This is a genomic window from Roseateles sp., from assembly GCF_019237615.1.
Taxonomy (GTDB): domain Bacteria; phylum Pseudomonadota; class Gammaproteobacteria; order Burkholderiales; family Burkholderiaceae_C; genus Pelomonas.
Genome location: NZ_JAFAGT010000101.1, coordinates 31,456 through 55,114, shown reverse-complemented (window position 1 = coordinate 55,114; position 23,659 = coordinate 31,456). Strand labels below are relative to the sequence as shown.

Sequence of the window (23,659 nt, the reverse complement as noted above, 5' to 3'; positions counted from 1 at the left end):
CCCACATGAATCTTGCTACGCTCTTCCATGGTCGGTCTCCTGGTTGCTGACGACGCAAGTCACAGCATGTAGCGCTACGCGCCTCGGCGCGCAACCTACGATGTTGGAGACCGGCCGCCTGTCTTACGCGGCGACCATGATGTCTAGGCTGAGTTGGGGCGAGGAATACAGGCACCCACACGTGGAAGCCGTAGAAGCCGTTGCTTACTACCAGCCCCGATTCGCCTTGGACTTTGCAAAGCGACTCATCAAGGAAGGCCATGGCAGCGAATCCTCCGTCTGCAACATGGTGCGCAACGCGGCGTATACGCATAACAACGTCCAGGAAGCATGCCAACTTCTTTGGACCGCTGGACGGAATGACCGTCGACAGCTGAACCAGCAGCCTAGCCATGGCATTCGCTTACTCAAGGAACTGGCATCGTTCCAATTGAATAAGCTAATTGAGTACGTGCGAGAGGTCGTGCGCTATGCGCTCGAACTCCTCGAACGACCCGCCTCACTCAAGAGCAGCTACACACCTTTCACCATCCTCGAAGGGGCCTTGCGAACAGAGATGGAGTCGACGAGCTACTCGCGTTCGACGATGACCATCACTCGCTACAAGCTTCCCCTGAGCAGGGTTCAAAGCGTGCGGGACGAGGTTACGAATGCACTGCTCAAGTACTTGCGCGAGGGTCCCGCTCGACGAGCATTTCTAGCCGCCCAGACGTTTGGCCTGGCATTGCGCGGCCCCATGCATGGCGATGGTCCAGGTGATGCGTGGAAGCTAGAGCACGTGAAGCTGCTGCAGGCACTCAGAAGTGCGCTTAGCGGAGCTCAAGTCTCAGCAGTCGTCCTTGTGCGACTCGCTCAATCAGTTTCCTGGCACGCGTTTAGAGGTTGGCCAGAGACCTCTGTCGAAGCTCAGGCCGTCATGGACCTCCTCGACCGAGACCTCCGGACTAGGCTCACGCGCGCACTCATCGACGGCTGGGGCACTGAGACATGGAAGCTCGGCGACTCACTTGAGCGCGAAGAGCACACGCAACACCGACAGGCACTCACGGCCGAACTGATTGCCGCGTTCTCCAAGCCTGGTCAGTTGCTTGACGAGCTCCAATCGACCCTTGAGGAAATCAGTGAGGTATCAGATGCTGGGTACAGCTCTTCGCATCTACTGATAAGTCATTTGCTAGCCACAGCACCAGGACTTGCTTCAGAACTCTTGGTCAGAGACAGCGAAGGTCGCGCAGGTGCGCTCGAGCCATACGTAGGCGCCGCCTTGACTGCCATCGTTGAAGCTGGCGACTCAAAGCTCCTCAACGACTACATGACTCGTTCGGAGGCCTCCGCGAAGGTTTTGACCCAACTCGCGCAGGCATATGCGCGATACGAGCCATCGCGCTCATACACGCCTTCTGAAGTCGAGTTGTTCAAGCGCATCTTCAAGTCAAAGGACCCGACAGTCCTGATGGTTGCTTCCCATCTCACTCGCCAGATGGCCGACCGAAGTCCAGCCCTCGCGATTGAACTCATCTGCCTGGCAGACTTTGAAGCAAACCCTGAGGCAGCAGACGACATGTTCATGTGGCTGTCCGGCGACAAGACCATTCCTGAAGCAGAAGTAGCAACGAAGCGGGGCGAGCTGCTGAAGAAGCTAGTCGCTCTCAGAGAACTTGACGACTACTGGGTCCGCTCGTTTCTGACGACATCTATGGAAAAGGACCCAACCTCGGTTGTGGAGCTGGTCGCAGCACGAATTTGGGAGGCCAGTCGCAGAAACGATTGGTCCTACCATCCTCTGAGAAAAGAGCATGAGGGCAAGGGTCTCGGTCTCATGGATACCGAGGATGGCCCGGCGCTACTTCGCGGCCTCCTGGACCAGGCACTCAAAGACTGGACCGATGTTCAAGACATACGCCATGTTGGCGAAGCCGTTGCAGGCCTTTGTGGGCCCTACAACGAGCCCATGGTCAATCTTCTGCTTGGCTGGATGTCGTCGGCAACGCGGACGCACGCGACCTTGGTTGCAAGAGTGCTCCAGGAGAGCCAGCCAACACTAATCTACGAGCATCCAAAGTTTGTTCGGGACATCCTCAACGAGGCGGAACTCTTGGGTGACGACGCCTTAGAGGAAATTCGCTCCTCAATCGGGATTGCTGCCAGTTCAGGGATGCGCGGGGGAACCGCGGGCGAACCATTCCCTGAGGACGTCAAGATGGAGCAGCACTGCGAGCAGATGCTCGCCACCTTGAGCCGAGCCGAGCCAGCGTTCGACCTCTACGACGCACTCCTCAAGGACGCTCGCTACGCAATTGCGCGTCAGCGCAAGTCGAAGGAGGCCATGGAGGAAGAGGACGAGTAAACGAGGCCGCTGGTCAGCGCCTGTCGAGCTTTCAGTTCTCGAAAACAGCTTCAGTCCTGGTGGCTGCTATCGCTGCCTTGTGACTGATGTCGATCGACAGAGGGGCAAGGCATTGATCCACCTCCCCATCAACAATCGGCTGAACGGACGCCGACCGGAGGGACCGGCCGCTACGCCAGACCAGCCCTGAAGATCTCTGCCCCGACAAGGCGCTTCGAAACATTGCCATCCACGCTATGCGCTCGCATCAGCGTCGCACGCCCGAACTTCGAAACTTTGTCAGGCGCCGGATGCCGCAGTCAATCGCCGCTTCATAGGAAGGCGATTTCGAAACTTTGTTATCAGCCCCCTATTGTCCCCATGCGTTCGGTCCGGCGCTCCATGGGCCCGGCGCGGGTCGGCCGACACAATGGGACCATGACTGGAGCCCCGCCCGGCGCGCGCCGCGTTGCATCGATGCCCTCGCCATGGATTCGCTGATCTCCGCCGCGGCCCGCGCGCTGGCCGCGGGCGATGCGCTGGCGGCGCTCAAGCGCGTGGCGCTGCGCGACGACCCGCCGGCGCTGGCCCTGCGCGGCATCGCGATGGCCCAGCTCGGTGAGCTGCCGCGCGCCCGCGAACTGCTGCGCCGCGCCGCGCTTGGCTTCGGCGTGCACGAGGCGCTGGCGCGTGCGCGCTGCGTCGTCGCCGAGGCCGAGGTGGCGCTGGCGCTGCGCGACCTCGGTGCCGCGCCGCGCGCGCTGGAGGTGGCAACGGCCGTGCTGGAGGCCCGCGGCGACCGTGCGAACGCGCTGCAGGCGCGGCTCATTGCGGCGCGGCGCCAGCTGCTGCTGGGCCGCCTGGACGCGGCGGCCGCGCTGCTCGCCGGCGTCCAGGCGCAGCCCTTGCCGCCGCGGCTGAGCGCCGTCGCGGCGCTGGCCGGCGTGGAGCTGGCCCTGCGCTCGCTGCGCCCGGAGGCGGCGCTAGCCGCGCTGCAGCGCGCGCAGCGGGCCGCGGCGCGGGCCGACGTGCCTGCCCTGCAGGCCGAGATCGCAGAGGCCCGCGCCGCCCTCGAACGCACTGCCGCGCGCCGGCAGGTGGACGGTGCATGGCAGCCGCTGCGCCTGCACGAGGTGGCCGCGCTGATGGACTCGGGCGCCCTCGTCGCCGACGCCTGCCGCCACACGCTGCACGCCGGCGCATGGCGGCTGCCGCTGGCGCGCCGGCCCCTGCTGTTCACGCTGCTGCGTGCGCTGGCCGAAGCCTGGCCGGGTGACGCGGACCGCGACGCGCTGATCGCGCGCGCCTTTCGCATCCGCGACGTCGACGAGACGCACCGGGCGCGGCTGCGCGTCGAGATAGGCCGGCTGCGCAAGCTGGTCGCACCCGTTGCCGGCATCGAGGCCAGCTCACGCGGCTTCGCGCTGCGGCCGCTGCAGCAGCGTGCCGTGGTGGCACTCGCGCCGCCCGTCGAGGGCGAGGCCGGCGAGCTGATGGCCCTGCTGTCCGACGGCGCCGCCTGGTCAACCTCGGCGCTGGCGCTCGCCCTCGGCGACAGCCAGCGCACCGTGCAGCGCATGCTGGCCGAGCTGGAGGCCGCGGGCCGCGTGCGCGCCGTGGGCCAGGCACGCGCGCGCCGCTGGCTGGCGCCGCCGCTGACCGGTTTCACGACGATCTTGTTACTCCCCGCTGCGCCGCCGCTTGGCTAAGGTTGAGCCATCGCAAGCCGCCAGGAGCACCCCATGAGCATCGAGACCCAAGCCGCAGAGATCGTGCGCGAGTACGGCCCCTTCGAAGACGGCGGCAAGATCGCCGGCGTCACCCATGACGGGACCCAGATCTGGGCGGCGACAGGCCCGGCCCTGCTGGCCATAGACCCCGCCAGCGGCGAGCCGCGGCAGCGCATCGAGCACCCGGCCGATGCCGGCACGGCCTTCGACGGCCGCCACCTGTACCAGATCGCCGAGGCCCGCATCGACAAGATCGATCCCGCCAGCGGCGCCGTCGTCGCCTCCATTCCCGCGCCGGGCCGGGGCGGCGACTCGGGCCTGGCTTGGGCCGATGGCAGCCTGTGGGTGGGCCAGTACCGCGAACGCCGGATCTACCAGATCGATCCCGCGACCGGCGCCATCCGCCGCACCATCGAGTCCAACCGCTTCGTGACCGGGGTGACCTGGGTCGACGGCGAGCTCTGGCATGGCACCTGGGAGGACGACGCAAGCGAGATCCGCCGCATCGACCCCGCCGACGGCAGCGTGCTCGAACGCCTGCAGATGCCGCCCGGCACCGGCGTCAGCGGCCTGGAGTCCGACGGCGCCGACCTGTTCTACGCCGGCGGCGGCGACAGCGGCGTCGTCCGCGCCGTGCGCCGCCCCAGGCGCCGCTGATTACCCCCTGAGCAGCCCCGCGCCCGGGCCCCGGGCGAGGCCGCTGCATGGCCTTTTCCATCCCGTCCACGCAAGGAGACCGTCATGAGCACCCCCCACCCCGTCGTATCTCGCGACCGCTGGATCACCGAACGCAAGACGCTGCTGGCTCAGGAGAAGGAGCTGACCCGGCTGCGCGACCAGGTCGCCCGCCAGCGCCGCGCCCTGCCCTGGGCGCGGCTGGCGCAGGACTACGTCTTCGGCACGCCTGACGGCCCGCGCCGGCTGACTGAGCTCTTCCAGGGCCGGCGCCAGCTGCTGGTGCAGCACTTCATGTTCGCGCCCGGCTGGGAGCAGGGCTGCAAGAGCTGCTCATTCATGGCCGACCATCTCGACGGCATGGCGGTGCACCTGGCCCAGCGCGACATCGCGCTGCTGGTGGTGTCGCGTGCGCCGCTGGCCGAGATCGAGGCCTTCCGCCGGCGCATGGGCTGGCACTTCGCCTGGGTCTCGTCGCATGGCAACGACTTCAACCGCGACTTCCACGTCAGCTTCATGCCCGAGGACCGCGTCGACGGCGAGGTCTATTACAACTTCCGGATGACGCCCTTCCCGCAGCAGGAGGCGCCCGGCATCAGCGTCTTCTGCAAGGACGATGCCGGCGAGGTCTTCCACACCTACTCGACCTTTGGCCGCGGCGTGGAAGTGATGATGGGCGCATACAGCCTGATCGACCTGACGCCCAAGGGCCGTGACGAGGACGCCATGGCCTACGGCATGGAGTGGGTGCGTCACCACGACCGCTACGAGTCGCCGGCGCCCGCAGCGACCTCCTGCTGCGACCGGCCATGAACAGCCTGTGGCCCTGGCTGGCGCTGGCCGGTGCCGGCGCGCTGCACGGCCTGAACCCGGCCACCGGCTGGGCGCTGGCCGCCTGCTCGGGGGACGCGCGCCGCGCACTGCTGCCGATCGCCCTCGGCCATGCCGCGGCCGTCGGGGGCCTGGCGCTGCTGCTGGCCGGCGGCCTGTCGACGAACGCCCGGCCGCTGCAGCTGGCCTGCGGGCTGCTGCTGCTCCTGACGCTGGCGCTGCGGCGCACGCGGGCCGGGCTGGCGCTGTGGTCCTGCCTGGCCGCCAGCCTCCACGGCAGCGGCCTGATGCTGGTGCCCGCACTGCTGCCGTTGTGCACGGGCGCGGCGCCGGCACGCGAGATCAGCGCCTCGGGCTCGCTGCTGCCCGCGCTCGCTGCGGTGGCCGTGCACATGGCGGCGATGCTGGCCGTCACGGCGGTCCTGGGCACGGCAGGGGCAAAAGGCCTGGGCCACATGCGGCGGGGGTGGATTTCTATACTCAAAACCCATGACCCAAGCCGCCGCTCCCACTTCCGCGTCGACGCCCGCCCCCGGTGATGAACTGCAGCCCGTCGTCGAGGCGCTGCGCGGTGCACGCCAGCGCTGGCGCGAGGCGCACCGGCGCGGTGGCGACGGCCGCGAGCTGCCGTCACGCGAGCTGCTGGCGGCCATGGTGCAGGCGCTGTCGGGCGCACTCTTCCCGATGCGCCTGGGCCCGCCGACGCTGCGGCCCGAGGACGAGGACTTCTACGTCGGCCACACGCTGGGCACGGCCATGACGACGCTGCGCCAGCAGGCCGCGCTGGAGCTGCGCCACGATGCCCGCCAGCGCGGTGAGCGCCAGCCCACCGAGGACGCCGCCGAGCTGGCCGGCCGCTTTCTGCGCACGCTGCCCGCCGTGCGCGTGCTGCTGGACAGCGACGTGCTCGCCGCCTACCGCGGCGACCCTGCGGCGCGCAGCGTCGACGAGGTGCTGCTGTGCTACCCGGGCCTGCGCGCGCTGATCAGCCACCGGCTCGCCCATGAGCTCTACAAGCTGGGCCTGCCACTGATCGCCCGCGTCGTCGCCGAGCTGGCCCATGCGGAGACCGGCATCGACATCCACCCCGGCGCCACCATAGGCAGCGGCTGCTTCATCGACCACGGCACCGGTGTCGTCATCGGCGAGACGGCCGTCATTGGCGAGCGCGTGCGCATCTACCAGAACGTCACGCTGGGCGCCAAGAGCATCCCCACCGACGGCGACGGCCATGCCGTCAAGGGCCGGCCGCGCCACCCGGTCGTCGAGGACGAGGTCGTCATCTACGCCGGCGCCACCGTGCTGGGCCGCGTCACCCTGGGCCGCGGCGCCGTCATCGGCGGCAATGTCTGGCTGACGCGCAGCGTCGCGCCGGGCTGCGTCGTCACGCAGGCGGACTCGCTGGACGGCACGACCTGAAACAGCGCACCGCACGGCATACCGAGGTGCCCTCATGAGCGACGATGAACAAGCGATCTGCGACCTCGTCGCGACCTGGATGGACGCCAGCCGCAGGGGCGACGTGGCCACCGTGCTCGGCCTGATGGTCGACGACGCCCTCTTCCTGACGCCCGGCCGCGCGCCCATGACCAGGGCCGATTTCGCCAAGGCGGCCGCGGCCCAGGCCGGCGGCAAGGCGCCCAGCTTCGATGGCCACAGCGAGATCCTGGAGATCCAGGTGATGGGCGACTGGGCCTTCATGCGCAGCCGGCTCAGCGTCACCGCCACGCCGCCGGACGGCTCGCCGCCAATGCGCCGCGAGGGCCACACGCTGACGGTGCTGCGCAAGGACGGCGGCCGCTGGAAGCTGGCACGCGACGCCAACCTGCTGGCGCCGGTGGGCTAAGGCCGGTTCAGCCGCAACCAACGCGCCAACGGCGCCAGCGTCGGGCCCTGGACCAGCAGGGACAGCAGCACGACGACGAAGGTCACGTCGAAGCAGCGCCAGCCGTCCGGCAGGCCGGCCAGCACCGGGTAGATGGCCAGCACGATGGGCACCGCGCCGCGCAGACCCGACCATGCCACGAAGCACTGCGAGCGCCAATCGAAGCCCAGCGGCGCCAGGCACAGCAGCACCGCCGCGGGCCGGGCGACGAACATCAGGCCAGCGGCCACCAGCAGGGCCGGGCCGATGAGGCGCCAGACCTCGTGCGGCGTGACGAGCAGGCCCAGCAGCAGGAAGAGCACTGCCTGGGCCAGCCAGGTGTAGCCGTTCAGTCCCGGCAAGCCGAGCGCAGCCACGCGCCCGGCGCGGTGGCGCAGCAGCAGGCCGGCGATGTAGACGGCCAGGAAGCCCGAACCACCACCGCGGTTGGTGACGGCGAAGAGCAGGAAGCCGAGGGCCGCCAGCAGCAGCGCCGCCAGGCCGTCGTGGTCGTCGGCGACGGGCAGGCGCCGCACCCACCACGCGGCCAGCAGCCCGCCGGCCATGCCGAGGGCCAGGCCCAGGCCCAACTGCGTACCCAGCAGCCGCAGCAGGTCGGCCGGCCCGGTCACGCGCATGTCGCCCGCCTGGCCCAGCGGCGTCAGCCAGGCGATGAGGCCCAGTGTCAGCACCATGGCCATGGGGTCGTTCATTGCCGACTCGACCTCGATGGTGGCGCCAAGGCGCGGCGCCAGCTTCAGCCGGCTGGCGCTGAACTGCGCGAACACGGCCGCCGCGTCGGTGGACGACACGGCCGCGCCCAGCAGCAGACCGCCGGCCCAGGGCAGGCCCAGCACCAGCCGCGCAATGCTGGCGACCAGGACGGCCGTGGCGACCACGCCCACGGTGGCCAGCAGGCTGGCCGGCAGCATGCCGCGGCGCACCTCGGCCCAGCGCGTGCGCAGGCCGCCGTCGAAGAGGATGAGGGCCACGGCCAGGTTGCCGACGCCGACCGCCAGGCGGTGGCTGTCGAAGGGCAGGCCCAGCGGACCGTCCACGCCGGCCAGCATGCCCACCGCCATGAAGACCAGCAGGTGCGACAGGCCCAGGCGGTGGCTGTAGAGGGCGCCGGCGATGGCGATCAGCACCAGCGCCGCGACGACCGCCGTCAGCAGCTCCGGGCCGGCCGCGAGGGCTGGGACCATGGCATCAGCCGGCCGACGGCGCGATGGCGGGTCCGTCCGGCGCGGCCTGCAACCCGACGACGTTCACCGTGCGGGCCGGCACGGAGAAGCGGACGCCGCGCTGCTGCAGCCCGCGCATCAGCGCCAGGTTGAGGGCCTGCCGGGCCCACAGGCCCAGCTGCAGCGCCACGACGGCGAACCAGAGCTGGGCCACGCGGCCGTGCCCGCGGTCGTCCAGCGGCAGCAGGCTCAGGCCCACGAGCAGGCCGGCCAACACGGCGGGCAGCACGTCGGTCCAGCCCAGGCGGGGCCAGGCTGCCTCGGCGCGGGCGGGCAGTTCACTCCAGGTCATCGGCGGGCTCCTTGGATCTCCATGCCCGACCCTAGGCCCACCCCGGCGTGCTGTCTGTCGGCGAAGCGGCAGCGCGGACTGTGGGCCTTGGCTGACGGCCGACGGCTTGCGCCTCAGCGCCCCGCGTTGAGCTGCTGGATCAGCGCGCGGTGGCTGGGCAGGTCGGCCACCGCGCGCTCGGCGAAGCGCTGGATCTTGGCGAAGACCCTGCCGGCTTCCTCCATGCGCGGGAAGTCGTCGCGGCCGACGCCGAGGTCGGTCAGAAAGCCCATGCCGTAGAGGATGTACTGGTAGTTGAAGAAGGCGAAGGTCTCGGTGTCCAGCACGAAGTCGAAGCGGCCCGGCGGACGCAGCTTCCACTCCTGCAGCAGGCCGGCCAGGCGTTCAGGGAGGCTTGCCGGCGCGGCGTTGTCCCGCCAGAAGGGCTCGGGGCGCCGGCTCAGCGCATAGTGCAGCTTCAGGAAGTTGATGATGTTCTCGAAGCGCGCCGTCATCAGCTCGTTGAAGCGCCGCGCCGGCGCGGCGATGGGGCCGCTGTGCGGCAGCATCTCGGCAATCATGCCGACGGCCGCCTCGACCAGGACCAGGCCGGTGGCCTCCAGCGGCTCCAGGAAACCGGCCGACAGGCCCACGGCCACGCAGTTCTTCACCCATTGCCGCTCGCGGTAGCCGGGCACGAAGGGGATGCTGCGCATCGCGAGGTCTTCATGCCCGGGGCCGCAGTAGTCGCGCAGGATGTCGGCGGCGCGGTCGTCGCCGAGGTGGTCGCTGGAGTAGACGCAGCCGATGCCGCGCGCGCCGTTCAGGCCGATCTCCCACAGCCAGCCGGCCTCGTGCGCGGTGGCGACGGTGCAGCTCTCCATGACGGCATCGGCGGCCAGCGGGATCTTGCAGGCCAGCGCCCGGTCGGCGAAGAGCTGGTGGCGCACCGACTTGAACTCGCTGCCCATGGCCCGGCCGACGAGCTCGGCGCGAAAGCCGGTGCAGTCGATGTAGAGATCAGCCTCGAAGCGCCCCTGCTGCGCGGTGTCGAGATGGGCGATCGCGCCCTCGGCGTCCAGCGCCACGTGGGTCACCAGGCCCTCGACATGGCGCACGCCCAGCTCGCGGGCGCGTTCGGCCAGCAGCCTGGACAGCTTGAGCGCGTCGAAGTGGTAGGCGTAGTTCAGCGGCGCCGCGTAGGGCGCCTCGCCGGCACGCTTGGGCGCGCGCTGCGCGGCTGCCACGCGCACCTGCAGCGTCATGGCCTCGGCAAAGGGCGGGCGCGTGGCCGGGTCCTGCAGCAGCCAGTAGGGCACGAGGTTGAGGTCGTCGGCGTAGAAAGGCGCCTCGAAGGGATGGAAGAACTGCTGGTGCATGCCGCCGGCCGGGGCCCGCGCCCAGTCCACGAAACGTATGCCCTGCTTGAGCGTGGCGGCGGTCTCGCGGATGAAGCGTGCCTCGTCGATGCCCAGGAACTGCAGCGTGCTGCGTATGGTGGGGAAGGTACCCTCGCCGACGCCGACGACGCCGATGTCGGGGGACTCCAGCACCGTCACCTCGAGATGGTTGCGTTCCGAAAGGCGCAGAAAGCGGGCCAGGTAGGCGGCTGTCAGCCAGCCGGCCGTGCCGCCGCCGACGATGAGGATGCGTCGCTTCATGTCATTGGGCCGTTGAATGTCCGAGCCGACGCCAGCCCGCCGGGTCGTCCCCTGCGGAGCCCAGGCCGGACGCAGTGCGCCCGGCGGGCGCGCCGTGCCAAGCGAAGGGCTGCGGCGCGGTCTGCAAGACCGGCCAAGGGACGCCTTGGACGGGGGGGTCGCTCATGCGCGGGTGTAGAGGTTCTTCAGCCATTGATGGCCGGTCTGGGCGCCGTGGGCCCAGTCCTCGTCCTCCTCGCTGAGCGGGGCAATGTAGCCGGAGGGGTTGAGCAGCTTGACGCGGCCGGCGCGGAAGGCCGAGACGCGATGGGTCACGAAGGTCAGGCCATGCTCCAGCGCCGTGGCGGCGAGCAGACCGTCGCGCGTGTTGGCATAGGGCAGCTGGGCGCGGCGGCGCACGACGGCCGCGTCCACCGGCAGCACGCGCCCCTCGAAGGCCGGCATGACGCGGGCATCGATCCAGTCGCGCACGACCAGGCCGGCGGCGCGATCGCGGCGCGCCAGGCGGGCAGCGGCGGTCTCGATCTCCAGCAGGTTCAGCGCCGAGATGAAGAGCTTCTGGCGCGGCAGGCCGGCAGCCCAGGCGGCGAGGCCCGCGTCGGACTGGCCGGCCTTGGCCTTGCGCAGTTCGAGCACGATGCCGGTGTCCAGCAGGAACATCGTGCCCCTCAGCCGAGGTTCTCGCGATGGTCCCAGGCACCGTCGGCCGACGCGTCGCGGACGTCCAGCGCCACGGCCTCGGGCATGGCCAGCAGCTCCAGGATGCTCTCGCCCTCGCCGGTCAGGCGGCGGTACTCGGCGATGCTCAACAGCACATGGCTGGGCTGGCCGCGATCGGTGATGACCACGGGTTCGGCCTGGGCCGCGCGCTTGGCCTGGCTGACGTCGCGGTTGAACTCGCGGCTGGTGATGAGCTTCATCGAGGCGCGAATGTAACGACCTGCCTGCGCACCCGCAACCAGAATGTAGGTACGTAGGCTCAATTCCGTCCGCCCCGATGGACAGTGCAGGCACGGCTGGCACAGTGCCCCCAGCAGATCGGCGCCCCGTCGGATTTGCCGTAGACAACGTTGTCTCGCCAATCTGCCGCCCAGGGCAGGCCGGCGGGACAACCCACAGGAATCGACAAGGCAAGTCCATGGATTTCGATCTTCCCGCCGCCCTGGCCGACGTGTTCGCCAAGCATGGCGCCGCGACCCCCGCGCTGGCCCAGACCTACTCGCCGACGGACTTCAGCGTCCACTTCTTCCTGCAGCTGGCCATCATCATTGCTGCCTGCCGCGTCGTCGGCTGGCTGGGCAGCAAGTTCCTCGCCCAGCCGCAGGTGGTCGGCGAGATGATCGCCGGCGTCGTGCTCGGCCCGTCGCTGTTCGGCCTGTTCGCGCCCGACATCCAGTCGGCCATCTTCCCCAAGGAGATGAAGAACGTGCTCTACACGGGCGCCCAACTGGGCGTGGGGCTGTACATGTTCCTGGTCGGCACGACGCTGCGGCTGGACCATTTCGCCACCAAGGCCAGGAGCGCCATCGGCGTGTCGTTGTCCGGCATCGCGGCGCCCTTCTTCATCGCCTTCCTGATCACGCCCATCCTGCTGAAGGTGCCGGGCCTGTTCGCCGAGGGCATCTCGACGGCCAACGCCACCCTCTTCATGGGCGCCTGCATCGCGCTGACGGCCTTCCCCATGCTGGCCCGCATCATCAACGAGCGTGGCCTAGCGAACACCTCGCTGGGGACACTGACGCTGACGGCTGGCGCCTTCGACGACGCGGCCTCCTGGTGCGTGCTGGCACTGGTGCTGGCCGCCTTCGGCGCCGGCCCCGGCGTGGCCGTGCTGGCCATAGGTGGCGGCGTCGTCTGGGCCGCCTTGGTGCTGCTGTTCGGCCGCCGGCTGCTGGCGCCGCTGGGCCGCATCGTCGAGCGAGAGGGCCAGATGAGCCACATGGTGCTGGGCCTCACGCTGATCGCTTTCTGCACGTCCGCCTTCGTCATGGACGCCGTAGGCATCCACGCCATCTTCGGCGGCTTCATCCTGGGCGCCGTCATGCCGCGCGGCCTGTTCGCGGCCGAGCTGAAAAAGAAGGTCGAGCCGCTCACCGTCATCCTGCTGCTGCCGATGTTCTTCACCTACTCGGGCCTGAACACGCGGCTGGACATGCTCAATTCTCTCCAGCTGCTGCTGATCGCGCTGGGCGTGCTGGCGGCCTCGGTGCTGGCCAAGTTCGGCGCCTGCTACCTGGCCGCCCGCATGGCCGGCGAGGACAACCGCACGGCGCTGGGCATAGGCGCGCTGATGAACTCGCGCGGCCTGATGGAGCTCATCATCATCAACATCGGCCTGCAGAAGGGCATCATCGGCCCGGCCTTGTTCTCGATGCTGGTGCTGATGGCGGTCGTCACGACCATGATGGCCAGCCCGCTGTTCGAGCTCGTCTATGGCCGCAAGGCGCGCGAGTCGGGTGAGCTGGAGGCCGCACCCGCTCTTGCAAGCCGCCGCTGAGCGGGGCCGGCGGTCGTCCGCTGGATGCCGCACAGCAGGGCCAGGCCGGGCACGCGGCGCAGCGCGAGGTAGGCGGCAACGCAGGCGGCGAAGGTCAGCACGATCAGCAGCACCGCCTCCGGCCCCCACGGCAGGCCCAGCGGCTTCAGCCACTGGCTCAGCACGACGATGACGCTCTGGTGCAAGATGTAGAGACAGAACACTGCGGCGGCGGCCTGGCGCAGCCGCCGCGACTCCCGCGTGAAGGCGCGCTGCGCCCACCCGCAGGCGGCGGCGATGCCCCACCAACCCAGCGCCCCGCGCAGCGCATGCGCGGCGGCCAGCAAGCCCTCGGACGGTGGCGCCGCGACATGGCGGCCGTCGAAGGCCATCAGCGCGGCCCAGCCGGCCAGCGAGATGCCGAGCGCCACCCAGCGCAGCCGCAGCACGGCCGCCCACAGCCCTGCGGCCAGTGGCGTGCGGCTGGCCCAGCCGAGGGCGAAGAGCCCGCCGTACTGCAGGTGGTTGTAGAGGTCGTGCACGAAGTCGTGCGTGGACGGGTGGTGCGGGAAGACGGCCACGCGCAGCAGCGCCAGCGCCAGTGCCGGCAGCACCAGCCAGGCCCAGGCGGGCAGCGCGACGGCCGGCGGCGGCAGGCGCAGCCAGGCCGCCGCCACGGCCCCCATCGACGCGTACAGCCACAGATAGGGCAGGAACCACAGGTGGTTCCAGGTCGGCACGACCATGCAGTCGCTGCCGCGGCAGAACCTGCCGACCTGCAGATAGGCCCGCCAGAAGTCGAGATAGCCGCCATCGCCGGGCAGCAGCTCCGGCGCCTTGGTCAGCACCTCGTAGTAGGCCTGGGGCGTGACGATGACGACCATGCCGAACAGCAGCGGCAGCAGCAGGCGCAGCGCGCGGTCCTTCAGCGTGCCCAGCACGCCGCGCCGGGCGAACAGGCCCTGGCAGGCGGCGCCGGCGATGAGGAAGAGCAGGCCCAGCCGCCATGGCGAGCTGAGCTGCATGAAGGGCTCCAGCGCGGTGCTGGCCGCGGGGCTCTTCACGTGAAAGTCCCAGGTCACGTAGTACATGCCGACGTGGTACGGGATCAGCAGCGCGAAGGCGGCGACGCGCAGGCCGTCGAGGAAGGCCAGGCGCGTGGGGTGGGTGGCGTTCATGGCCGCCAGCTTCGCGGCCGGGCCCGCGCGGCGCGAGGGCCGCGGGGCCGGTGGCGCGGTTTATGGGGCGAACCTGTCCAGTGCCGCACGATAGCCGCGCGACACGCGCAGCGCAGCGCCGCAGCCCAGCGTCAGCACAGCCTCGCCGCTGCCCAGGCGCTCGATGCGCTGCACATGCGCCGGGTTGACCGCATGGCTGCGGTGCACGCGCAGGAAGCGCGCCGCCCAGCCGGGGCGGACCAGCGCGTCGGCCAGCGTGGCGCGCTCCAGCAGGCTGCGCGGCGGCAGGTGCAGCTCGATGTAGTTGTCGGCCGCCGAGATCCATTGCACGTCGGCCAGCCGCAGGCGCTCGCCCGCCACCCACCACTCGCCGACCGGCTCGGGCGGCCGCGCCAGCCGCTCGCGCACGCGCGCCAGCGCGGCGCCCAGGCGCTCGGCCGTGTAGGGCTTGAGCAGATAGTCCAGCGCGGCAAGCTCGAACGCCCGCAACGCATGCTCGGCATGGGCGGTCGAGAAGACGACGCAGCGCACGCCCGCCTCGCGCAGCGCCGCGGCGAGCTGCACGCCACTGCCGCCGGGCATCTCGATGTCCAGCAGCGCCAGGTCGGGCGGCACGGCCAGGCCGCGCGCCAGCGCGAGCGCGGCGGGCGCATCGGGCGCCTCCAGCAGCTCGGCGACGTCGGCCTCGGCCGCCAGCAGGCGGCGCAGCCTGGCGCGCGCTGCGGGTTCGTCGTCGACGATCAGCACGCGCATGGCAGGGCCACCTCCAGGCTCATGCCCGCGCCATCCGGCCCGAAATCGACGCGCGCCGCGCCGCCGTAGCGCGCCGCCAGGCGCTCGCGCAGATTGCGCAGGCCCAGGCCGCCGTCGGGATCGGGCGGCGCCTCGGGCAGCGCGGTGTCGCCATGGTTGCTGACGCGCAGTCGCAGCCGGTCGCCGTCGCGCGTCGCCGCGACGCTGACCGTCACGCGACCGCGATGCCGCGCCACGTCGTGCTTGACCGCGTTCTCTACCGGCGCCAACAGCAGCAGCGCCGGCAGCCGGCAAGCGCGTGCGGCGGCGTCGGCCTCGATGCGCACGACCAGCCGCTCGGGCCCGAAGCGCGCCTGCATCAGCGCCAGGAAGGGCTGCACCAGCGCCAGCTCCTCGCCCAGCGTGTGCTCCACGCGCTGCTGCGCGGCCAGCGTCTGGCGCAGGAGCTCGGCGAGCTGGCACAGCAGCCGGTCGGCGCCGGCGACGTCCTCGTACATGACCGAGGAGATCAGGTTCAGCGTGTTGAACAGGAAATGCGGCTGCACCTGGTCGGCCAGGCGCGCCAGCCGCGCCTCGGCGAGCTCGCGGCGGGCGCGCTCCAGCTCCTGCTCGCGCAGGGCGGCGGCACGGGCCATCCAGATGCCGCGCGAGATCAGGCAGAAGCTGATGTAGGTCACCGCGTCCTTGCCGCCCTCGTAGACCAGCAGCGCAGGCAGCTCGCCGGTCTGGTAGTCCACGCCGACGAGGCCGTAGACGAGCAGGCGCAGGCCGAACATGCCCGCGACATGGGCCAGGCTGAACAGCGGCAGCGCCGCGGCATGGGCCGCGAGCTGCCGCGGCCAGGGCCGGCCGCGCAGCCGCCCGACCAGCGCATGCGTCGGGCCTGCGAATTTCGATTTCGCGACTTCAGCCCAGCGTGACGGCGCGCCGATGGTCGACGGTTGTCGATCGATCTGAGGCTGTCGTTGAGCGATGCAGGGCCCCTTCGGCGAACGCAATCACACATCGCAGGCACAAGAGAAGGGCCGCCAGGCCCAGGCGCACGATGGCGCGCAGCAGCCAGCGGATGTTGAAGCCGGCCGCACACAGCACGGCGTGCAGGGCATCGCCCTCGCTGCCCTTGAGCCAACACCGGTGCATGCCGTTGTCGTGCTTGGTGTGGCCGATCGCCGGCTCGATCGCCTGGCGCCGCTTAAGCCAGCGCCGCTGCACGTCGGTCATCGTCTTGCTCTTGCCGCGGTGGATCACCTGGACCGGCACGACCTCGTGATCGACGCCCCGGTAGCCCAGATCGACGATGGCCGTCGTGGGCTTCACGCCGATGTCCTGCAGCAGTGTGGTGATCTGCTCGATCTGCGCGGCCAAGGTGTGGCCGTCGTACGGGTTGCCGGGGAAGCTGCGCGCGCCCACCATCAGGCCTTGCTTGTGCGTCACCGCCAGGCTGACCTTGCAGCCGAACTCATAGGGCTGGCGCGCTTTCCCTTTTCCGATGCACTCCGCCTCCGGCGCATGCAGCGCGTAGAGCTTGCCCTTGTCGTGCGGGCGCTGGGTGCGGATGCGCTCGGCGCGGTCGAGCCAGACGTTCAGCCGATCCTGGGCCTCCTGCGGAAGCGTCACCATCTTGCGCTGCACGTCACGCAGCAGCGCTCCCAGGATCGTGCGCTGGCGGCGCAGCACGCGCTTCAAGCGCTTGAACTGCTTCGCGTGGGCATAGCCGGCCGCGCGTCGGCGCAGTGTCTTGCCCTCGCGCTGGTGCGTCTGCTTGAGCTGCAGGCCCGCACGCTGCGCCAGTCGCGCAATCTTCTCGCGGGCCACCTCCAGCAGCCGGCTGTCGGTCGGGTGCGCAATGGCCTTCTCCTGCACCGTGGAGTCAACGATCACGCGCTCGAAGTCCGCAGGCCTGATCGCCTTCATGCCCACGGCGGCTTCGATCGTCGTCTTCAGCAGCTGCTCGACGCCGGCTTCACCCAGAACACGGCGGAACCGCCCGATCTGCGTCGCGTCGCACGGCAGCCGCGCCTCGAAGTACTGGTTGCCGCTGAAGAACTGGAAGTACACGTCCTGGGCCCAGCGCTCGACCACAGACTCATCGCTCTCGCCATAGGCGTGCTTGAGGTACAGCAGCGCCACCATCAGCCGGATCGGCAGGCGCGGGCGGCCGCGCTGGCTCACGCCCGCGCCGGCGATCTCCAGCGTCGGGCCGAACAGGTCCGTGCCCTCGACCACGTGGCCGGCGCGATCCCTGTGGGAGAACAGCGGCGCCAGCGACGCCTCGATCTGTGCCCACGGCATGCGCGTGGCCAGCACGGCCAGCGCATGGCGCATGTCGATCATCGTCTCCAGGCGCGCGCGGAAGAAGTCGTCGGTGGCCATCGGCGGTGGTCTCCAAACTCCCAGGAATTGCGCGCCATTGCAACGCAAACTGGGAGTTCTGGCTATCGGCGATCACCCGCGAAGCCAGTGTTCATGCGGGTTTGCGGGGTTTTTCAGGCCCGACGCATGCACGCCCAGGGCCAGCAGGCCGATGACGGCGATGGAGCTGAACTCCCACAGGAAGGGCTCCCAGGGCCGGCTGCCGCCGCGCAGGCGGTAGGCCTGCAGGTCCGACACGCTCTGCAGCAGGCCGACGACGGCCAGCAGCGCGACATAGGGCAGGCGCCAGCGGCGCGGCAGGATGGACATGCCGCGAGGTTAGCCGGCCCGGGCGCGGCCGCGCGGCGGCTCGCCCCGGCCAGGGCGCCGTTCGCCCCAGGCCGCCACTCTCAGAGCGCCGTCAGCCTCGCGGCGAAGGCCTTGTGCACGCCCAGCAGCGCGGCCGCTCGGGCCGTCTGCACCTGGATCAGCGCATCCCGGGCCGTCAGGCGGTCCTGCTCGGCCTGGAGCAGCGCGTAGAAGTCGGTCACGCCGGCCTCGTAGCGCTTCAGCGCCAGCTCGCGCGCTCGGGAGGTGGCCTCGGCAGCCGCGGCCTGGGCCGTGGCCTGCAGCTCGGTCTCGCGCAGCGTGGACAGGCTGCCCTGGGCGTCCTGCAGCGCCGTTAGCTGGGCCTGCTCGGCGGCCGCCACGGCGGCGTCGAAGCCGGCGCGCGCCGCGCCCTCTTCGGCCTTGCGGGCGCCGAAGTCGAGGAAGTTCCAGTTCAGCGCCGCAGCGATACCGTGGATCTCCGTCGCGCGCTTGAACAGATCGCTGGCGCTCAACGCGCTCCAGCCGATCTGGCCTGTCAGGCCCAGGCTGGGCCAGCGCGCGGCCCAGGCGACATGGGCGCGTGCGGCAGCGGCCTGGGCGCGCGCGGCGGCGGCGCGCACGTCGGGCCGCGCGGCCAGCAGCCCCGCCGGGTCGGGCAGTTGCCCCAGGCTGATCAGGCGCGGCTCGGGCATGGCGGGCAGCGGGTCGCTGTCGGCCTTGTCGCAGTCGGCCGGCGGTTGGCCGCGCAGCAGGTCCAGCTGCAGCCGCGTCAGGCAGGCGGCGTTGCGCAGCGCCGGCACGCTGGCCGAGGTCTGCGCGACGAGGGCCTCGGCATGCGCCAGGTCCAGAGCCGTGCCACGACCGGCGCCCACGCGCGCCTTGACGATTTCCAGCAGCTGGCCCTGCACCGCCAGTGCCTCCTTGGCGAGCGCGAGGCGGTGGCCCAGGCCGATCAGCTGGGCCTGCAGGCTCAGCGCGGTGCCGGCCAGGCTCAGGCGCGCGGCGTCACGATCCAGCGCGGCGCCCTGGGCGTCGTAGCCTGTCGCCTGCGCGTTGGCCGAGGCGCGGCCCCACAGGTCGACTTCCCAGGAGGCCGTGGCGGCGACGCTGTAGCTCGAGAAGTTGGCCAGCGCACCCTGCGGGTCCAGCCCGCGCTGGCGGCTGGCGCTGGCATTGCCGTCGATGCTGGGCAGGCGGCGCGCGCCGGCCGCATCGGCCAGCGCCTCGGCCTGCTTGAGCCGCGCGGCGGCGACGCGCAGGTCGCGGTTGTTGGCCAGCACCTCGTCGACGATGCGCTGCAGGGGCTCGCTGTCGGCGAAGGCGCGCGTCATCTGCGCGGCACCGGGCGCGGCCTCGGGTGACTGGGAGAAGCTCGCCGGTGCCAGGTTCTGCGGGCCGGGCGGCAGGCCGGGCGCTGCGCAGCCGACCAGCGCCGCGAGAGCGAGAGGGGTGAGACGGGCAAGCATGTCAGTGGCCCTTCGTGTTCGTGGGGGCTTCGTCATCGACGCCGGGGTGGAAGGCGTGGGCCGAGGCGTCGACCTGGGCGCGCAGCGCCGCGGCGCGGGCGCGGCGCCTCTCGGTGCCGCTGCGCAGCAGGCTGTAGAAGACCGGCGTCAGGAAGATGCCGAAGAAGGTCACCCCCAGCATGCCGGCGAACACGGCGATGCCCATTGCGCGGCGCATCTCGCTGCCGGCGCCGCTGCCCAGGATCAGCGGGATGACGCCGGCGCAGAACGCGATGGACGTCATCAGGATGGGACGCAGCCGCAGGCGGCAGGCCTCGATGACGGCCTCGCGGATGCTCTTGCCGTTCTCCTCCAGCTCCTTGGCGAACTCGACGATCAGGATGGCGTTCTTGCACGCCAGGCCCACCAGCACGACCAGCGCCACCTGCGTGAAGATGTTCAGGTCCCCCGCCTGCATGAACGGCGGGAAATGCGACAGCCAGACGCCGAACAGTGCCGACAGGATGCACATCGGCACGATGAGGATGATGGCCAGCGGCAGCGTCCAGCTCTCGTACTGGGCGGCCAGCACGAGGATGACCAGCAGCACCGAGAACAGCAGCACCGCGGCCAGCGTCGGGATCTGCACGTTCAGCACCGGCAGGGTGACGCTGCGCGTCAGGCGGTCCTGGTAGCTGAGGTCGGTGAACTCGTAGCCGAAGCCGCGCGGCAGGTTCTTCAGCAAGGCCTCGATCTCGCCCTCGGCCTGGCCGCTGGAGAAGCCGGGCTTGGGCGCGCCGTTGATGTCCGCCGACGGGAAGCCGTTGTAGCGCGCCACGCGCGTCGGGCCGAAGGTGGGCTCCACGCTCATCAGCGAGCCCAGCGGCACCATCTCGCCGGCGTCGTTGCGGGTCTTGAGCTGGGTGATGTCCTCGGCCTTGGCGCGGAAGGGCGCATCGGCCTGCACGATGACCTGGTAGGTCTTGCCGAACTTGGTGAAGTCGTTGACGTACAGCGAGCCGAGGTTGATCTGCAGCGTGTCGTAGATGGAGCCCAGCGGCACGCCCATCTGCTTGGCCTTCACCCGGTCCACGTTGGCGAACAGCTGCGGCACGTTGATGTCGTAGTTGGAGTAAGGCGTGCCTATCGACGTCTTGGGGTTGCCGTAGACCTGGCCCAGCGTTCCCCAGACGGCGCCGTACAGGGCCTGCTCGCCCTGGCTGCTGCGGTCCTGCACCTGCACCTTGAAGCCGCCGGCGATGCCCAGGCCGTCGACCGGCGGCGGCGGCACGACGAACATGCGCGCGCCCTGGATCTGCTGGATGGCGCCGTTGACCTGACCGAGGATGGCCTCCTTGCTCTTGTCACGCGTGGTGCGCTTGTCGAAGCCCTCCAGGCCGAAGAAGACGATGCCCTCGTTGGGCGAGGCCGAGAAGCCGGCGCCGGACAGGCCGGGGAAGGCCACCGAGTCGACGATGCCGGGCACCTTGAGCGCGATCTCGCTCATGCGCCGCACGACCTCCTCGGTGCGATCCAGGCTGGAGCCGGCGGGCAGCTGCACGATGCCGATCAGGTACTGCTTGTCGGGCGCGGGTACGAAGCCGCTGGGGATGCGCGTGAACAGCAGCGCCGTGGCGCCCAGCAGCAGCGCGTAGACCAGCAGCGCCAGCGACTTGCGCTTGAGGATGCCGGTCACGCCGCGGCCATAGTCCTCTGAGCGGTGGTGGAAGACGCGGTTGAACCAGTGGAAGAAGCCGCCGAACAGCTTGTCCATGCCGCGCATCAGCGCGTCCTTGGGCGCGTCATGCGGACGCAGCAGGATGGCCGCGAGTGCCGGCGAGAGCGTGAGCGAGTTGAAGGCCGAGATCACCGTCGAGATCGCGATGGTGACGGCGAACTGCTTGTAGAACTGGCCCGACAGGCCCGGCACCAGCGTGAGCGGGATGAACACGGCGCACAGCACAAGCGCGATGGCGATGATGGGGCCCGAGACCTCCTGCATGGCCTTGACGGTGGCCGCATGCGGCGTCAATCCGTCCTGGATGTTGCGCTCAACGTTCTCCACCACCACGATGGCGTCGTCGACGACGATGCCGATGGCCAGCACCAGGCCGAACAGCGTCAGCGTGTTGATGGAGAAGCCCAGCAGCAGCAGCACCGCGAAGGTGCCGACGATGGACACCGGCACCGCCACCAGCGGGATGATCGAGGCGCGCCAGGTCTGCAGGAAGATGATGACGACCAGCACCACCAGCGCGACGGCCTCGAACAGCGTGTGCACGACCTTCTCGATGGAGGTCTGCACGAAGCGGGTCGGGTCGTAGACGATGGCGTAGTCCACGCCCGCCGGGAAACCGGGCTTGAGGCGCTCCATGGTCTGGCGCACGTTGTCCGAGATGGACAGCGCGTTGGAGCCGGGCGCCTGGAAGATGGCGATGGCCGCGGCCTCCTTGTTGTTCAGCAGGCTGCGCAGCGCATAGGTGTTGGCGCTGATCTCGACGCGGCCGACGTCCTTGACGCGCACCATGGCGCCGGTCTTGGTGTCGCTGCGGATGATGATGTTGCCGAACTCCTCCTCGCTGGCCAGGCGGCCCTGGGCGTTGATGGCAAGCTGGAAGTCCGTGCCCTTGGGCGACGGCGACGCGCCGACGACGCCGGCCGCGACCTGCGTGTTCTGCTCGCGGATGGCGCCGACGACCTCGCCGGCCGTCATGCTGCGGGCGGCCAGCTTTTTCGGGTCCAGCCAGATGCGCATCGCGTAGTCGCCCGCACCGAAGCTCAGCACCGAGCCCATGCCGGGGATGCGCAGCAGCTCGTCGCGGACGTTGAGCGTGCCGTAGTTGCGCAGGTACAGGGCGTCGCGCGAGTTGTCCGGGCTGACGAGGTGGACCACCATGGTCAGGTTGGGCGCGGACTTCTCGGTCGTCACGCCGATCTGGCGCACGATGTCGGGCAGCCGCGGCAGCGCGCGGTTGATGCGGTTCTGCACCGCCGTCTCGGCGGCCTCGGGGTGGGTGCCGATCTTGAACGTGACGGTCAGCGTCATGCCGCCGTCGCCGGTGGCCTGGCTCTCGAAATACAGCACGTTCTCGAGGCCGTTGATCTGCTCCTCGAGCGGCGAGGCCACCGTCTCGGCGATGACGCGCGGGTTGGCGCCGGGGTACTGGGCGCGCACGACGACCTGCGGCGGCGCGACCTCGGGGTATTCCGAGACCGGCAGCAGCGGGATGGCCAGCGCGCCGAGCAGGAAGACGAACAGGGACAACACGGTCGCGAAGCGCGGCCGGTCGATGAAGAAGCGTGAGATGTCCATGGGCGTGCCGCCTTGGGATTACTTCGAGACGGCGGAAGCCGGGGCAGGTGCGGGCGCGGCGCCCGGCTGGCCCGCAGGGGCGGCCGGGATGGGCATGCCCTTGTCGTCCACCTTCAGCACCTGGGGCGTGACCGGCGCGCCGGGGAAGGCACGCAGCAGGCCGTCGACGACGACCAGCTCGCCAGCCTTGATGCCGTCGACGACGCGCATGCCGTCGACCAGCGCGCCCGGCGTGACGGGGCGCGGCTGCACGATGTTGTTGGCACCGACCACGAGGACGATCTTGCGCGTCTGGTCGGTCGTGATGGCGCGGTCGGGGATGACGACGGCCTGGTAGCTGCCGCTGCCGCCCAGCTTGACGCGGGCGTACAGGCCCGGCGTGAACTGGCCGGCCTTGTTGTCGAACACCGCGCGGGCGCGGATGGAGGCCGTGGCCGGGTTCAGGCGGTTGTCGACGAAGTCCAGCTTGCCGGTGTGCGGGTAGCCCTGCTCGTTGGACAGGCCCATCTGCACGGCGGTCAGCACGGGCTTGGCCATGCGCATGTACTTCAGGTAGGTCGCCTCGCTGGCGTCGAAGTAGGCGTAGACCTTGTCGCTGGAGACCAGCGTGGTCAGCACCGTGTCGCCCACGCCGACGAGGTTGCCGGGCGTCACGTTGGCGCGCGAGGTGCGGCCGCCGACGGGCGCCGTCACGTTGGCGTACTCGACGTTGAGCCTGGCCTGCACCAGGGCGGCCTCGGCGGCCTTCTGATTGGCCTCGGCGCTGCGCAGCGCGGCGCGCAGCTGGTCGATCTCCTGCTGGCTCACGGCGTTGATGCTGACCAGCTTCTCGGAGCGCGCCAGGTCGGCGCGAGCCAGCTCGGCCTGGGTCTTTGCTGCCGCGATCTGCGCCTCGGAGCGGGTCACATCGGCCTTGAAGCCGCGCGCATCGATGCTGAACAGCGGGTCGCCCTTCCTCACGACCTGGCCTTCCTTGAAGCGCACCGCCTCGAGGGTGCCGGCCACGCGGGCGCGCACCTCGACCGTGTCGGGCGCCTCCAGGCGGGCGGTGAACTCGTCGAATTCCTGCACCTCGCGCTGCGTGGCCGGCGCAACCGATACGGGCGGCGGGCCGCCATGGCCGCCGGCGCCTTCCGGCTTCTGGCCGCAGGCGGCGAGCAGGACGACCACGAGGGGGGTCAAGGTCAGGGCCAGGTTTTTCTTCGTCATG

21 protein-coding genes are annotated in these 23,659 nt (G+C 70.2%); 8 read left to right on the top strand and 13 right to left on the bottom strand.

Going from position 1 to position 23,659, the window contains the following annotated elements; genetic code table 11:
• The first annotated feature begins 181 nt into the window (after window positions 1-181).
• From JOY88_RS21770 to JOY88_RS21740, 7 genes are all read left to right on the top strand, one after another.
• Window positions 182-2,347 carry a hypothetical protein gene (locus tag JOY88_RS21770; protein ID WP_293504746.1) on the top strand — a complete coding sequence of 722 codons (2,166 nt, stop codon included), beginning with the start codon at window positions 182-184 and terminating at the stop codon, window positions 2,345-2,347.
• Window positions 2,348-2,814: 467 nt separating this feature from the next.
• Window positions 2,815-4,035, top strand: a complete 1,221-nt coding sequence (locus JOY88_RS21765) for a helix-turn-helix domain-containing protein (protein ID WP_293504745.1) — start codon at window positions 2,815-2,817, stop codon at window positions 4,033-4,035.
• Window positions 4,036-4,068: 33 nt separating this feature from the next.
• Entirely contained in the window at window positions 4,069-4,713 is a 645-nt protein-coding gene (locus tag JOY88_RS21760) for a BamB-related PQQ repeat family beta-propellar protein (RefSeq protein ID WP_293504744.1), read from the top strand.
• A gap of 84 nt (window positions 4,714-4,797) precedes the next feature.
• Window positions 4,798-5,544, top strand: coding sequence for a DUF899 domain-containing protein (locus JOY88_RS21755; RefSeq protein ID WP_293504743.1), 747 nt, complete (start codon window positions 4,798-4,800; stop codon window positions 5,542-5,544).
• A complete protein-coding gene (locus JOY88_RS21750) occupies window positions 5,541-6,101 on the top strand; it encodes a hypothetical protein (protein WP_293504742.1) in 561 nt (186 codons plus the stop codon). The genes JOY88_RS21755 and JOY88_RS21750 overlap by 4 nt, the downstream gene beginning before the upstream one ends.
• On the top strand, window positions 6,052-6,981 hold the full coding sequence (epsC, locus tag JOY88_RS21745; protein ID WP_293504741.1) for a serine O-acetyltransferase EpsC: 930 nt from the start codon (window positions 6,052-6,054) through the stop codon (window positions 6,979-6,981). The genes JOY88_RS21750 and epsC overlap by 50 nt, the downstream gene beginning before the upstream one ends.
• 34 nt (window positions 6,982-7,015) lie before the next feature.
• The gene (locus tag JOY88_RS21740) at window positions 7,016-7,408 is read left to right on the top strand and encodes a YybH family protein (RefSeq protein ID WP_293504740.1); all 393 of its coding nucleotides are present in this window, start codon (window positions 7,016-7,018) and stop codon (window positions 7,406-7,408) included.
• Here JOY88_RS21740 and JOY88_RS21735 read toward each other — a convergent pair.
• The 5 genes from JOY88_RS21735 to JOY88_RS21715 all read right to left on the bottom strand — a co-directional run bounded on the left by JOY88_RS21735 (window position 7,405) and on the right by JOY88_RS21715 (window position 11,522).
• Window positions 7,405-8,631, bottom strand: a complete 1,227-nt coding sequence (locus JOY88_RS21735; RefSeq protein WP_293504739.1) for a potassium/proton antiporter — start codon at window positions 8,629-8,631, stop codon at window positions 7,405-7,407. The two genes, JOY88_RS21740 and JOY88_RS21735, sit on opposite strands and share 4 nt — an antisense overlap.
• A 4-nt stretch (window positions 8,632-8,635) precedes the next feature.
• The gene (locus JOY88_RS21730; protein ID WP_293504738.1) at window positions 8,636-8,962 is read right to left on the bottom strand and encodes a hypothetical protein; all 327 of its coding nucleotides are present in this window, start codon (window positions 8,960-8,962) and stop codon (window positions 8,636-8,638) included.
• Between the two features lie 113 nt (window positions 8,963-9,075).
• Window positions 9,076-10,602, bottom strand: coding sequence for a tryptophan halogenase family protein (locus JOY88_RS21725; protein ID WP_293504737.1), 1,527 nt, complete (start codon window positions 10,600-10,602; stop codon window positions 9,076-9,078).
• Window positions 10,603-10,764: 162 nt separating this feature from the next.
• On the bottom strand, window positions 10,765-11,262 hold the full coding sequence (locus JOY88_RS21720; protein ID WP_293504736.1) for a PIN domain-containing protein: 498 nt from the start codon (window positions 11,260-11,262) through the stop codon (window positions 10,765-10,767).
• 8 nt (window positions 11,263-11,270) lie between these two features.
• Complete coding sequence (locus JOY88_RS21715; protein ID WP_293504735.1) at window positions 11,271-11,522, bottom strand: type II toxin-antitoxin system Phd/YefM family antitoxin; 252 nt, start codon at window positions 11,520-11,522, stop codon at window positions 11,271-11,273.
• Between the two features lie 218 nt (window positions 11,523-11,740).
• On the opposite strand from JOY88_RS21715, the gene JOY88_RS21710 reads away from it, so the two are divergent.
• Complete coding sequence (locus JOY88_RS21710) at window positions 11,741-13,099, top strand: cation:proton antiporter (protein ID WP_293504734.1); 1,359 nt, start codon at window positions 11,741-11,743, stop codon at window positions 13,097-13,099.
• Here JOY88_RS21710 and JOY88_RS21705 read toward each other — a convergent pair.
• The 8 genes from JOY88_RS21705 to JOY88_RS21670 form a co-directional block, all read right to left on the bottom strand.
• A complete protein-coding gene (locus JOY88_RS21705) occupies window positions 13,033-14,256 on the bottom strand; it encodes an acyltransferase family protein (RefSeq protein WP_293504733.1) in 1,224 nt (407 codons plus the stop codon). The genes JOY88_RS21710 and JOY88_RS21705 overlap by 67 nt on opposite strands.
• A 60-nt stretch (window positions 14,257-14,316) precedes the next feature.
• Window positions 14,317-15,009 carry a LytR/AlgR family response regulator transcription factor gene (locus tag JOY88_RS21700; protein WP_293504732.1) on the bottom strand — a complete coding sequence of 231 codons (693 nt, stop codon included), beginning with the start codon at window positions 15,007-15,009 and terminating at the stop codon, window positions 14,317-14,319.
• Window positions 14,997-15,785: a sensor histidine kinase gene (locus JOY88_RS21695; RefSeq protein ID WP_293504731.1), complete on the bottom strand. Its 789-nt coding sequence runs from the start codon at window positions 15,783-15,785 to the stop codon at window positions 14,997-14,999. The genes JOY88_RS21700 and JOY88_RS21695 overlap by 13 nt, the downstream gene beginning before the upstream one ends.
• Before the next feature lie 130 nt (window positions 15,786-15,915).
• Entirely contained in the window at window positions 15,916-17,382 is a 1,467-nt protein-coding gene (locus tag JOY88_RS21690; RefSeq protein WP_524539248.1) for an IS5 family transposase, read from the bottom strand.
• A 72-nt stretch (window positions 17,383-17,454) separates the two neighbouring features.
• Window positions 17,455-17,691 (bottom strand): hypothetical protein, encoded by a 237-nt coding sequence (locus JOY88_RS21685; protein ID WP_293504730.1) that lies wholly within the window; start codon window positions 17,689-17,691, stop codon window positions 17,455-17,457.
• An 80-nt stretch (window positions 17,692-17,771) separates the two neighbouring features.
• Window positions 17,772-19,157 (bottom strand): efflux transporter outer membrane subunit, encoded by a 1,386-nt coding sequence (locus tag JOY88_RS21680; RefSeq protein WP_293504729.1) that lies wholly within the window; start codon window positions 19,155-19,157, stop codon window positions 17,772-17,774.
• A 1-nt stretch (window position 19,158) separates the two neighbouring features.
• Window positions 19,159-22,449 carry an efflux RND transporter permease subunit gene (locus JOY88_RS21675; protein ID WP_293504728.1) on the bottom strand — a complete coding sequence of 1,097 codons (3,291 nt, stop codon included), beginning with the start codon at window positions 22,447-22,449 and terminating at the stop codon, window positions 19,159-19,161.
• A gap of 18 nt (window positions 22,450-22,467) precedes the next feature.
• On the bottom strand, window positions 22,468-23,658 hold the full coding sequence (locus tag JOY88_RS21670) for an efflux RND transporter periplasmic adaptor subunit (protein WP_293504727.1): 1,191 nt from the start codon (window positions 23,656-23,658) through the stop codon (window positions 22,468-22,470).
• Window position 23,659 lies beyond the last annotated feature (1 nt).